Genomic DNA, 12,513 nt, shown 5'->3' with positions numbered 1-12,513 from the left:
TGGGACGACAGGTCAGTTGATGCGTACGAGGTCCGCCTTCAGCACCCCCAGCAGGCCGCCGTCGAGCGTGAGGCCGCTCTGCCCGGAGACGGTCGTCGAGAGGCCGGACACGTTCACCGACTCGGTGCCGTCGATGTCCACGGAGGCGCCCTTCACGCTGACCTTGCCGGTGCCCGCGTCGAGGGTGATGCCGTGCTCGTCCAGACGCACCGAGGACAGCGCCCGCCGGCCGCCGGCCGCGTACACGGTCAGCTCGATCCGGTCGTCGCGGTCGTCGAGCAGCACCTCCATGCGCTCGTCGGCGGTGCGCAGCCGTACCCCCGAGGGGCCCGGCGCCCGCGCGTCGAGCAGTTCCACCCGGTGTCCCGAACGGGACACGATGGAACGGCGGTTGACCTTGCCGCTGGTCCCGTCGATCAGCGGCACGTCGTGCTCGGAGGGGGTGTCCACGCCGTTGTACAGTCCGCCGATGACGTACGGGCTGTCCAGCAGGCCCTGCTCGAAGCCGACCAGCACCTCGTCGTTGACCTCGGGGCTGACCACACCTCCGCCCCCCTTGCCGCCCCACTGCACCGTGCGCACCCAGTCGGACACGTACGTGTCGTCCAGCCAGGGGAACTTGAGCCGTACCGCGCCGCTCTGCGCGCCGCCCGGCTCCCGTACGTCCGTCACCACACCGATCGCCAGGCCGGGGATGCGCGGGCCCCGGCCGGGCGCGTTGGCGCCGGTCGCCAGGCCCGCGAGGGACCGGTCCGGGCTGGCGCTGACCCACACCGTGGTCCGGTAGCCGCCGTGCGGATCGAGGCTGTGGTGCACGGCGGTCGTCGTGTACCGGCCGGAGAACGCGGGCCCCACGTTGCCGAGCGCCACCGGCACCCCGGCCCGCAGCCGCGGACTGCCCTCCACCACCACTTCCAACTCGCCGAAAGCGGAGGCGACCTGCGCGGAGATCGCGGTCGCGGCCGCCGTCGTCTCGGCCTGCGTGCGGTACGGGGTGTCGGTCACCGTCAGCTTGGCGTCCGCGCCGAACGCGGACGCCAGAGACGGGGAGAGCCCCGGTCGCACCGTCCTGCTGGTCACCGAGGGCTGCCGGGCCACCAGCGGCGTCTTGGTGGTGACGTCCCAGCCGCGCACCTCCACCTGGGACGCGCCGTCCGCGCCCGACAGCGCGGCCCGCAGCGCCAGCAGATTGCGCCCGTACTCCAGCACCATCGGGTTCTGCGTGGCAGGGGTCGACGGCGCGGGCGCCCCCGACGCCGGCTCGGGCCGGGTGAACTGGAGCACCCCCTTGTCGTCGACCCGCACCTGCGCACCGCTCTCGCCCGCCAGGTACTGGAGGAAGTCCCAGTCGGACACGTTGGCCTGCGACAACTGCTTGTAGGTGACCGGCGCGGCCTGCACCTTCCCGACGGGCAGACCCGCGCCCGCGGCCACCTTGCGCACGATGGCGGCGGCCGTCATGTTCCGGTACGCCACCACCTTCCGGCCGCGCTGGAGCCGGTGCGCCTTGGAGTAGGCGCGCACCACCGTGAACGACCCGGTGCCGTCCCGGTCGATCTCCACCGCCGTGACCTCGCCGCTGAACAACTGCTCGCGCGCCTGCCCGGTGACCGTCACCACCGACACCTTCAACGGTGTGCCGAGCGTGATGCCGGTCGACCCCAGGAACTCGTTGTCGGGGTCGCGATAGGTGAGCTGCGCCGTGTCCGGCAGCCCCACGTTCTCGTCCACCACACAACTCACCAGCTGCGCCGCCCAGATCCGCGGCAGCTCACCGGGCGCCTCCACGACGGGGTCCGCCGCGAACGACCGGCCGCCCCGCGCCTCGGGTGTCGTCACCGCTCCTCCTCACCGCCCGCGTCCCCGAGCGCCGGCACCACCAGTTCGGTGCCGGGCGGCAGGGCCATCGGGTCGTCGATCCCGTTCGCCTCGGCGATCACCCGCCAGGCCGTCGCGTCGCCGTACTCCCGCCAGGCCAGCAGCGCCAGGCTGTCCCCGGCCACGACCGTGTGCGTGCTGCGGGCGGTGCGCGCGCCCGAGGTGGGGTTCTGCCCCGCCGGGTCGACGCTCGCCTCCTCCACGGACAGTGAACAGGTCGCCCGCAGCGGCTTGCCGTCCACGTCGAACAGCGTGTACGTCACCGAGAGCGCCGACATCACCCCGTCGAACGAGGTCGTGCGGGCCGTACCCCACTCGAACCGCACCCAGGGACTCGCGGGCTTCTTGCGGGCGAGGCTCGCCGGTGTCGGCACGCAGGCCTTCATCAGCTTCTCCACCGCCTGCTCGACGGAGTCGTCGTGCGTCGACGTCGCGTCGAGGAAGACCTCCAGGCTCAGCTCCCGCGGGCCGCTGCCCACGAACTCCGGCAGCGCCGACTGCCCGGCCATCCGCGAGGGGGTGCGCCGCCAGGTGGTGGACTTGCGCAGTTGCAGGGTGGACGGGTTGAACTGCAGGTCGAGCCGCGCGATGGTGCCGCCGGGCTTCGCGCCGACCACCGACGGGGGTTCCTTCAGGGTCAGTTGTGCCCGAGCACGGCTGGTGCGGGCGGCGGAGGACATACCGGGGACTCCTTTCGTACGGATCGAGGCGGCGGGGCGATTACCGGTCGGCCGGGGGATCAGGCGGGACGCAGGCCCTCGTGGGCGATCTCCAGCGTCTCCAGCGCCGCCTGCGAGTCGGCCGGGTCGAACGAGGGCCCCTCCCAGCGCACCGGCACGATGCCGAGCACCTGCCAGCTGATGATCCGTGACAGGTCCGGTTTCAGCGCCACGATCTCCCCGTCCTTGGGCTCCACGCGACGCAGCGTCTGGTCGAGCCAGCGGCTGATCTTCATCGTGTCGGCGGTGACCGGCCTGGTCAGCGTGATGTTGGACCAGGTGACCCGGCCCGGCAGCTGCCAGGTGAAGCCGTTGTTGCCACCCTCCGCGTAGCTCTCCATCTCCACCTGCGCGCCCATGCCGGAGCAGGTGTGGAAGGCGCCCAGATCGTTTCCGCCGATCGAGAGGCGGAAGAACACGCTCGTCGCGAAGATGTTGTCCGTCATCCGTGGGTCATCCGTTCCATGTCCGCTAGCGCCGTCCGTCGTAGGGGCGTCCGGCGCGTTCCCGCCCTCGCCGCATGTCGGCCCGCAGCAGCCGGGCCAACGGGTCCAGCAGCCGCCGCGCCAGGTCCTCCACATCGACTCCCGGGTCCCGCGGCGCGGTCTCCCTCTCGCCGGCCGTCGTGCTCGCCGGGGGGACGGCGGCCGGTGCGGAGGCCGACCGGGGGCGAGCGCGCGCGGACCCGCCGGTGGCCGTCTTCTTCGCGTCCCGCTGGACGACGTCGATCTGAACGCCGCCCGGAATCACGGGAGCCGGCTCCACCGGCCGCGCCCTGCGCACCACGGGTACGGGGAGCCCGGCGGACGTGGGCGGCGCCGGGGCCGGGGACGTCCGGAGCGGGGGAGCCTGCGCGTCGGTCAGGGGCAGACCGGCCCCGGCTCCCGCCCGCTGGACGGGGGCGTCCGGGCGGACGACCGGGAGTCCGGAGCGAGCCGGGGCAGCCTCGGGGACCGGGACCGGGACCGGGACCGGGACGGGGATCGGGCCCGGGTCCGAGTCCGGGGACGCTCCGGGGGCGGCCGGTCGCGCCGCTTCCGGAGAGGGCTCACGGCGCCAGGAGGCCGCCACGACCGGGGGTCCGGCGGGAGCGCCGTGGGTGCCGGTGTGCGGCGGGCGAGGCATGCCCTCCGGCGCCCGGGTGTCGAGGGTGAGGGGGCGGGCGGAGAGGAGCGAGCGGGCGGCGGCGCCCACGGTCCGCCGGGGCTCGGCGAGGGCGCGGGCCACGACGACCGGGCTCACGGGATTCGTACGCCGTCCGGGTTCCGCGGGCGCGGTGGACACCGAGCGCGGTACGGCACCGGGGGCGCCCGTGGCCGCGGTGCCCGGCTGGACCACGGCACGGGTCACCAGGGGCGCGGCCGGTGCGGACGCCTCGGTGGACGCCGAAGCGGACTCCGGTGAAGGGGAGTTGGCCATGGCTCCGGGCCCGTCGGTGTCCAACGTCCCCAGGAGGGGCGCCGTCGCGGCCCGTGGTGTCTCCTGCCCCGCCGCGCGCTGGACGTAGGGCTGGGCGGGACGGCCGACGGCATCGACCGGCCCACGCGGGGCGGCGGTCGGCGGCAGCGAGGTGAGGGGCGCGCCCAGACTGCCACGGGCACGGGCTCCGGACGGGCCGGGCCGCTCGGCACGGCGAGCGGGCACGGGCCCTTCGTGGGCCGGTCCGGTGCCGGGCCGTGTCGCCGGGGCGGTCGTGGGGCCGTCCGGCGCGGAAGCGTCCGTCCGGCGCTGTACGACGGGCAGTTCCGGCCCGGACGCCGGATCGGCCGCAGCCGGCCGGGTAGCCGCGGCGCGAGATTCTTCTCCGGCGGAGCCGGGGGCGTCCACCTGAGGCCGTGCCGCCGACAGAAGCGGCTTGGCGGGCGCCTCGGTGCCGGGAGCGCCGGGAGCGTCCAGCCTGCGCTGCGCTCCGGGGAGCCCCGGCTCGGCTGCCAGCCGGCCCGCGTCGGAAGCGTCCGCCGTGCGTTGTACGGCGTACGGCTCCGGCCCGGGAGCCAGCCGGGCGGCGGCCGCAGCGGCATCCGAAGCGTCCGTCCGGCGCTGTACGACGGGCAGCACGGGTCCCGCCGCGGGCTGGGCGTCGGCCGCGCCGGGCGCCCCGGCGGCGGTACCGGTGGTCCGCGGGCCGGGCTCGGCCGTTCGCGCGTCCGCGGCGGAGGCGGGAGCGTCCACCAGGCGCTGGACGTCGGGGAGCAGCGGTCGGGAGGGCGCCGGGGCATCGGCCGCGCCGGCCCGCCGGGACCTGGACGCCTCGGTGGCCGGGGTTTCGTTCCCGGCGGAGACAGGACCCGCCGCCTGGCGCCGCACGACCGGCGGCACCGGAGCGGCCGACGCCTGCGCCTCGGTGGCGTGGGGGGTCTCGGGCCCCTTGGCGGCAGCGGCATCCGCGTGACCCCGGGTCTCGGGGAGCAGCGGCCCGGACGGCGCCCGAGCGCCCGCAGGACCGGAGCCGGAGCCGTCCGCCCGGCGCTGTACGGCAGGCGTTCGCGCACCGGCGCCCGTCCGCCCGTCGGCCGTGACGGCACGCGGCGCCGCGACGGCTTCTCCGCCCGAGGTCTCCAGGGCATCCGCCCCGCGCCGTACGACCGGCAGCACCGGACCGCCCGGCGGACGGGCATCGGCCGTGACGGAACCGGAGGGCCGGCCGGTGGACAACGGGACCGCGGTGGTGGGGAGTTCGGCGATCGGCTCGCCCAACGGAGCCCGTCCAGCCGCGCGTTCGGGTGCGGAGGAGCGCTGAACCGCACCGGTACCGGTGCCGGCACCGACGCCGGCGACACCGGCGAGGGCGTCGTCACCGGCGGCCGGCACCGGTCGTACCGCGGCGACCCGGCGTACCGGCCGGGTCGCCACCCGGCGCGCCACGGCCAGCGAGGGGCCCGGCGGCCGCGGTCGCACAGCTCCCGTCCCGCCCGGCTCTCTCCCCCCACCGCGGGGCGAGGGTGCGGCACCCGCGGTATTCGGCACCACGGCGACCCGCCGTACCACCGCGAGCTCCGGTCCGGTCACCCGCCCCGGACCGTCGGCCGCGGCACGCTCCGCGTCCGGCGAAGACGAAGGCGGAAGCGAAGACGGAGGAGACTGCGTACGCGCCGACTCGGCCGGTCGCCGCACCTCTCCGGTGCCCCTCCCGTCCGCCCGCACCACCCGCCGGACCTGGACCTGGACCTGGGCAGGCGCGGAGCCGGCCGCCTCGCCGTCCTCCGCTTCCCCGCCGCCGGGCTCCGGCAGCGAGCGCAGCAGCAGCGGCCCGCCGGCCCCGTACTCCGAGCGCTGGACGGCAGGACGTGTCACGCCGTGCACCAGCCCCATCGGCGCCGAGGGCAGCAGCCCATGGCCGAGCCCCGAGTCGAAGGCGGGGTTCTGCCAGGAGGCGAGGCCGTCGCGGAAGGTGAGGCCGTCACTGACGCCGAGCGGCGCGCGGGCCACGGTCAGCGAGGGCGGCGCGACCCGGCGCCAGCCGCCGTCCCAGTCATCGGGCACGGACGAAGCGGCCCGCGCCGGCCCGGAGCCGGACGGACCGGGGCCGGCCGGTCCGGGCGGGGCGGCCGACGCGGTGTCGGCGGTCCGCTCCCGTCGGCGGCGTGCGTCCCACCAGGCCATGGCCTCAACCCCCTTCGTTCATGCGGGCGTTGATACGAGCGATCTCGCCCACCCACTGGCGGCGCTCCGCATGGGTGAGGTCGAGGATCTCCGCGCGCTGCCAGTGGAAGTGATAGGCGATGTACGCGACTTCCTCCCGGAGCCGGGGAAGCGCGTACGTCACGATTCCCCCAGGCGCCCACCCGAGAGGTCGACCTCGAAGCCGCCCTCGCAGTGCGGGCAGGTCACCGCCGCGCGGGTGTGGCCCTCGCTGTTGACCCGGCGGTAGAAGTCCTGGAGGAAGGCGACGTCGGTGGCGTACATCCGCTCGACGACGCCCGCGTGCACATCGGTGATGGTGCCGAGCCGGGTGATCACCTGGCTGAGCAGCACCACACTGAGGTACGCGGGGTTCTCCTTGACCCGCAGGTCGATCTGCGGCCGCAGCTCGTCGCGGGCCGTGGCGAGCCGCATGGACCCGCTGCGGTGCAGGGTGCCCGACTCGTCCACGTACCCGCGCGGCAGCTCGAACTCGAACTCGGTGCGCAGCCCGTGGTCACGCGGGGCCGCGGGGCCGGACGGTGGCGCCGGTGCCTGCGGTTGCTCGGGGGCCGGTACGGGCGCCGTCGCGTCGAGGATCTCCTCCAGGCTGCCCGCCGTGACCGTACGGCGCCTCATTCGACGACGATCTCCTCGAACACGATGGTGACCGTCTCGGTCGCCGCGGCGGACTCACCCGCCTTGAGCGAGGGACCCTCCCAGCGGGAGGCCCAGCCCTGCATCAGCTGGATCCGGCGCACCGTGTCGCCCTTGGAGTCCTTGATCTCGATGGTCAGGTTCTGCCGGGCGGTGTCGACGGCACCGTTGTTCAGGGTCTCCTTGATCCACTTGGTGAACTCGCTGGACTTGTCGAGTCCCCGCGTGATCGTGATCTCACCCGCCTGCCGGGCGCCCGGCTGCTTGCGGATGATCTGCTTGCCCTCGGAGGTCACCTGCCGTACCTCGACGACCTCTTCCTCGACGGTCAGGCCGCTGATCTCCTGGATGGACTCCACCATGTAGCCGCCGAGCTGCACGCCGAAGACATGGGTGGAAAGAGCATCGCCCTCTGCCATGACTGTTTCGTCACCTTCCCTTGACCGACCCGCGGGTCACTGGTCTCACTCGTCGATGAGGCTGGTGCTGTCCGAGAACTGGGCCAGCCGGAAGACCACGAACTCGGCGGGTTTGACCGGTGCCACCCCGATCTCGCACACGACCCGGCCCTGGTCGATGGACTCCTGCGGGTTGTTGTCCCGGTCGCACTTGACGTAGAACGCCTCCTCGGCGGTGCGTCCGAACAGCGCGCCCCGCCGCCATTCCTCGGTGAGGAACGCGGTGACGTTGCGCCGGATGCTGGACCACAGCCGGTCGTCGTTCGGCTCGAAGACCACCCACTGGGTGCCCAGCAGGATGGACTCCTCCAGGTAGTTGAACAGCCGGCGGACGTTCAGGTAGCGCCAGGCCGGGTCGGAGGACAGGGTGCGGGCACCCCAGATCCGGATGCCGCGGCCGGGGAAGGCCCGTACGCAGTTCACACCGATCGGGTTCAGCAGGTCCTGCTCGCCCTTGCTCAGGCGCAGTTCGAGGTCGACCGCGCCGCGGATCACCTCGTTGGCGGGTGCCTTGTGCACGCCGCGCTCGGCGTCGCTGCGCGCCCACACGCCCGCGATGTGACCGCTCGGCGGGACCGTGGTGTTGCGGCCGGCCGCCGGGTCGAAGACCCGCACCCAGGGGTAGTAGACGGTGGCGTACCGGGAGTCGTAGCCGGCCTCGTCGTTGCGCCAGGCGCGCACCTGCTGGGCGTTGAGGCCCGGCGGGGTGTCCAGGACGGCCACCCGGTCGCCCATCTGCTCGCAGTGCGAGATCACGGCGAGCTGGACCGTGCGCACGGCCTCGGCATCGATGTCACCGCGCTGGTAGGCGCCCATCAGGTCCGGGACCGCCACCATGGTGATCTCGTCGATGGCCTCGAGACCGCCGAAGCCGGTGCGGGCGGCGGAGTCGCCGACGTACTCGGCGGGGTCGAGCCGGGACACCTCGCCGGAGGCGGGGGCCGCGGGGGCGGCCGGCGCGTCGGGCAGGGCCACCGTCTGGGCGGCGGGACGCGCCTGGGCGGCGTCGCGCCGCTCGGTGACCTCGATCAGCTTGGAGGACCGGACCTGGTTGACCACATAGCCCTTGACGTTCTTGCGGGTGGAGACGTCGTAGTTCTCCACCACCTGCTCGCCGCGGCGCACCAGCAGCCGGAAGCGGTCCTCGGGGCTCTCGCCCTCCGGGTCGGCGATCTCCACCGACACCCCGGAGACGCCGGGCCTGGCCGCGACGAGGAACCCGCCGACCGCCACCGGCTCGGGCGCCGGAGCCTGCCGGGGTACCGACCGGTCCGCCGCCGGCGCCGCGGAGTCACGGCCCGAGCCGCCGACGCGCACCACGTATGCCGCGCCGCCGCCGTTGGCGAAGTACCCGTACACGGCGTGCGCGAGACAGGTGCCCTCGGTGAATCCGCCGAACAGCTGGGTGTACTGGTCCCAGTTGGTCACGAGGGTGGGTTCGTGGAAGGGTCCGGTCTGGGCGAAGCCGACGAACGCGGCGACGGCGGTGCCGACCCCCTCGATCGGTCGTGCACCGGACTGCACCTCCTCCACGTACACGCCCGGGGTGAGGTACGTCGGCATACTCGCTCCTTCGTGTGCCAATGGTGTCACCTGCGTCGATGTCGAGTCTCCGAGGCCGGTGCGGCACGGCGACAGGGGCGCGCGGACCTGGGCGAGGGCAACCCCGCTGCCTTTCCGGGCGCCCGTGCCCGGCGCCGCCTTCCCTTTCGGGCAACGCGCCCCGTGAGCGAGCCCTGGGTACGGTAAAAGCCGCTGGACAGAGGGCAGTTCAGGAGTCCGCCAGCACTTCCCGCGTCCACGTGCCGAACTCGCTCTCCAGGACCAGTCGGCCGAGCTTGCGGTACTCCTGGGCGACCGCCGTCACCAACTGCCGCATGCTGAGCGGGAGCCCGGCCTCGGCCGCCAGATACGCGGCCGTCACCGCGCACGCCCGGATGGAGCCGCCGGCCAGTTCGAAACGTTCGGCGCAGAAGCCGAGATCGAGATCGGCGGCGCGCGGCAGCCGTCCGCCCAGGCACCGCTCCCACAGGGCGAGCCGCTGACCGGAGTCCGGCACCGGGAAGTCCGCGATGACGTCGAGCCGCCTGGTGAACGCCTCGTCCAGGTTGGACCGCAGATTGGTGGTGAGTACGGCGATGCCGTCGAAGGACTCCATCCGCTGGAGCAGATAGGCCGACTCGATGTTGGCGTGCCGGTCGTGCGCGTCCTTGACCTGGGAGCGCTTGCCGAAGATCGCGTCGGCCTCGTCGAACAGCAGCACCGCGTTCACCGCGGACGCCTCGGTGAAGATCCGCTCCAGGTTCTTCTCGGTCTCGCCGATGTACTTGTCGACCACCGTGGACAGGTCCACCACGTACAGGTCCATGCCCAGGTCGGCGGCGATCACCTCGGCGGACATCGTCTTGCCGGTGCCCGACTCCCCGGCGAACAGCGCGATCACGCCCCGCCCCCGGCCGCCGCCCGGCCGCATCCGCCACTGTCCGAGCACCTGTTCGCGATGCCGGGCGCGTACCGCGAGCTCCCGCAGCCTGCGGTGGGTCGGCGCGGGCAGCACCAGGTCGTCCCAGCCGACGGCCGGTTCCACCCGGCGGGCCAGCCGGGCGAGCCCCGCCCCGTTCTGCGCCCGTACGGCGGCCCGCAGGTCGTCGGGCCGCACCGCCCGGCCGGCGAGCGCGGCCGTGCGCACCGCGGCGCCCGCGGCCCGGCGCAGCTGCCCGCCGTCCAGCCGGTGCGCCGCGACCGCCGAGGCCAGCGTCTCCGCGTCGGCCGCGGCGATGCCGTCGGAGCCGGCCCGTGCGAGCGCGTGCCGCCAGCGGGTGGCCCGGCGCTCCGGGGAGGGCGGGGCCACCGGGAGGACCACCGGGGTGTCGGCGGCCCAGGCCGGGTCCCAGCCGTCCGTGCCGTACAGGAACAGCGGGAGGCCGCGCAGCGCGGCGCACAGGTCCCAGGTGATCCGGTCGCGGCGGGCGGGTTCCGGGGGCAGCGCCTCCAGCGGGCCGAGGACGAGGCCGGCACCGGACAGCCTGGCCTCCAGGGCGGCCACCCGGGCGAGCGCGGGCGCCTCGGTGGAGCGCCGGGCGAGCGCCGCCGCGTCGAGCACCAGCGGTCGCAGCCCGGCCGCGCGCAGGGCCGCCACCGCGAGGCCGGGCGCGTCGCCGCCGCGGTCCAGCAACTGCACCAGGCCGGGTCCGGAACGCGCCGCGGCACCGGCTCGAGCCACCTCGGCGGGCTCGGCCGCCGGGTCGGCGTCGGCCTCGCCGAGCAGCCCGGCGAGCCGCGCGTCCGGCTCGGTGCCGCCCAGCAGGTGCGCGCCCACCCGGTCCGGGACCGCCAGCACCCGGGACAGAGGCGGCCGTTCGGGCTCGGTGATCTCGATCAGCCCGCCCGCGATCAGCGGCGCACCGGGGGACAGCCGGAAGCGGGCCGCGGACGCGGCGGGCAGCCCGCACAGCTCCAGGGCGAGGGCGACCGTCGGCCTGCGGCGCGTCAGGTCGTCGTTGAGATAGCCGTACAGCCGCTCGAACCTGGGGTCCAGATCCGGCGCCAGGGCGACCAGGAGCAGGTCCGTGTCCAGTGGCGAGAGCCCGAACCGCTCGGCCAGCAGACCGAGTCCGGACGTCGCGGGCACCGGCGGCGGCTCGTGGTCGGGCAGCCCGAGGCCGCCCCGCCCCTCCAGGATCCGCTCCACCGCCTCCGGAGTCAGATACTGGCCCCGGTACGGGTCGTCGGGATCCGGGTCGACGGCACGCCGCGCGGCCACCGCGCAACGCACCCGTTCCTCGACCAGCCGCAGCCGCGCCCACAGGACGTCCACCTCGGTCTCGGTGGCGTACATCAGGGCTGCCGCCTTCCTCGGCGGCGCCGGGCCGGAACCGGGGGCCGCTCACGCGGGCCGGCGAAGCCCTCCGTACCGGGGTCGCCCACCTCCTCGTACCGCAGCCGCCGTCCCGGCGCGGCTTCCTCGTCGGACCCGAGCCGGCCCGCACGCACCACGAGACCCTCGGTCACCGGCGGCGCGGCCGGGCGTGCCGCGGCGGCCAGCGGCGCGCGCACCCGGACGCCGAGCGACGGCTTCAGCTCGCCGTCCAGCGCCGACCACACATCGGACGCGGACGGTCCGTCGTGCCCGCCCCCGGCGGTGTCCAGGGAGACCGCCAGCCCGAGCTCGGCGAGCGAGCCGGTGAGCAGGTCCTCCGGCAGCGTGTCCGTGCTCACCAGTGTGCCCAACACCTGCGAGAGCAACCGGTGTTCGTCCTGCGGGCGGCTCGCCCACGCCGTGACCAGATACGTCAGCTCGAACCAGCGGGGCGGGGTGCGCCGCGCCACCACGTGCCCCTCGGCGTCGTGCACCTCACCGGCGCCGCTGCCGCGCCGGGTGGCGTCCTCCTGGATGTGGTACAGGAACACGCACACCGTGGGCGCGTTGCGGCGGGCCGCCCATTCGCGGGTCGGGGCGTCGAAGACCACCTCGACCCCGGACGCCTCCGGACCGGACCCGGTGAGCAGCGCGCGCAGCGCCTCGTCGACCTCGTGGATCACCGGCGGTTCACCTCGTCGGGCGGCTGCACGGTGCCCGTCACCACCAGGAAGTCGGTCTTCACCGGGGAGAAGCCGGGACCCCGTGCGGTGATGGTGCGCGGTCCGGTCTGGTCCTTGGTGAGGATGAGCAACTGGCCGATGAATCGACCGTCGGGTCCCGGCACGGTCGGCACGGCGGCCGCCGTGATGCCCGGCTTCCAGGTGAACCGAACCGGCGCACCCGGCGGGAAGTCCTTGCCGCGCACCGAGGTGACGAAGCCGGGCTTGCCGATCGGCGGTACCGCGATGATCTCCGGCTGGAGGATCCGCAGCTTCGTGGCGGCCTTGTTGTCCCGGGGGTCGGCGTCCGATCCCGTGGTGGTCAGCACGCCGGTGGCCCGGCCGGTCAGCGCGTGGTCGGGGGCGAGCACCACCCGTACGACGGCGCTGTCACCGGGCGCCAGATCCGGCAGCGCGCACAGCCAGGAGCTGTCGCAGCCCGGCGGCGGACCGCCGTTCGGGATGCCGGCGGGCAGCGAGACACGCAGCCGCAGCCCGGTGGCCAGCGCGTTGCGGCCGTTGCGCACGGTGTACGTCACCACGACCCGGCCGCCGACGTAGCCCGGGTTCGGCTGGGCGGTCACGGTGACCCCCGGTCC

The 12,513-nt window shown here is 74.7% G+C and carries 10 protein-coding genes and 1 pseudogene; all 11 read right to left on the bottom strand.

Translation table 11 applies throughout. From position 1 onward, the window contains the following. Positions 1 to 12: 12 nt before the first annotated feature. A complete protein-coding gene (locus tag VT52_RS22665; RefSeq protein ID WP_046428604.1) occupies positions 13 to 1,839 on the bottom strand; it encodes a VgrG-related protein in 1,827 nt (608 codons plus the stop codon). Beyond that, on the bottom strand, positions 1,836 to 2,558 hold the full coding sequence (locus VT52_RS22660; protein WP_046428601.1) for a CIS tube protein: 723 nt from the start codon (positions 2,556 to 2,558) through the stop codon (positions 1,836 to 1,838). The genes VT52_RS22665 and VT52_RS22660 overlap by 4 nt, the downstream gene beginning before the upstream one ends. 59 nt (positions 2,559 to 2,617) lie before the next feature. Continuing rightward, positions 2,618 to 3,043 carry a phage tail protein gene (locus VT52_RS22655; protein WP_046428598.1) on the bottom strand — a complete coding sequence of 142 codons (426 nt, stop codon included), beginning with the start codon at positions 3,041 to 3,043 and terminating at the stop codon, positions 2,618 to 2,620. Positions 3,044 to 3,068: 25 nt separating this feature from the next. Then, positions 3,069 to 6,080 carry a hypothetical protein gene (locus tag VT52_RS38080; RefSeq protein WP_167377729.1) on the bottom strand — a complete coding sequence of 1,004 codons (3,012 nt, stop codon included), beginning with the start codon at positions 6,078 to 6,080 and terminating at the stop codon, positions 3,069 to 3,071. Between the two features lie 124 nt (positions 6,081 to 6,204). Continuing rightward, positions 6,205 to 6,363, bottom strand: coding sequence for a DUF6760 family protein (locus tag VT52_RS38075; protein ID WP_167377728.1), 159 nt, complete (start codon positions 6,361 to 6,363; stop codon positions 6,205 to 6,207). Then, positions 6,360 to 6,857 (bottom strand): zinc-ribbon domain-containing protein, encoded by a 498-nt coding sequence (locus VT52_RS22645; protein ID WP_046428594.1) that lies wholly within the window; start codon positions 6,855 to 6,857, stop codon positions 6,360 to 6,362. Before VT52_RS22645 ends, VT52_RS38075 begins: the two co-directional genes overlap by 4 nt. Beyond that, entirely contained in the window at positions 6,854 to 7,294 is a 441-nt protein-coding gene (locus VT52_RS22640) for a phage tail protein (protein WP_046428592.1), read from the bottom strand. The genes VT52_RS22645 and VT52_RS22640 overlap by 4 nt, the downstream gene beginning before the upstream one ends. Before the next feature lie 45 nt (positions 7,295 to 7,339). Continuing rightward, positions 7,340 to 8,896, bottom strand: a complete 1,557-nt coding sequence (locus VT52_RS22635) for a phage tail sheath family protein (RefSeq protein WP_046428590.1) — start codon at positions 8,894 to 8,896, stop codon at positions 7,340 to 7,342. A gap of 208 nt (positions 8,897 to 9,104) precedes the next feature. Further along, the gene (locus VT52_RS22630) at positions 9,105 to 11,171 is read right to left on the bottom strand and encodes an ATP-binding protein (RefSeq protein ID WP_046428587.1); all 2,067 of its coding nucleotides are present in this window, start codon (positions 11,169 to 11,171) and stop codon (positions 9,105 to 9,107) included. Further along, on the bottom strand, positions 11,171 to 11,875 hold the full coding sequence (locus VT52_RS22625) for a Pvc16 family protein (RefSeq protein WP_046428585.1): 705 nt from the start codon (positions 11,873 to 11,875) through the stop codon (positions 11,171 to 11,173). Before VT52_RS22625 ends, VT52_RS22630 begins: the two co-directional genes overlap by 1 nt. Continuing rightward, a pseudogene (locus VT52_RS22620) lies at positions 11,872 to 12,513 on the bottom strand (hypothetical protein); the annotation flags it as partial. The pseudogene VT52_RS22620 and the gene VT52_RS22625, both read right to left, overlap by 4 nt.

The organism is Streptomyces malaysiense (assembly GCF_000980885.2).
In the GTDB taxonomy this organism is placed as follows: domain Bacteria; phylum Actinomycetota; class Actinomycetes; order Streptomycetales; family Streptomycetaceae; genus Streptomyces; species Streptomyces malaysiense.
The sequence above is the reverse complement of the archived record's forward strand: the minus strand, read 5'-3'. Positions and strand labels throughout refer to the sequence as shown.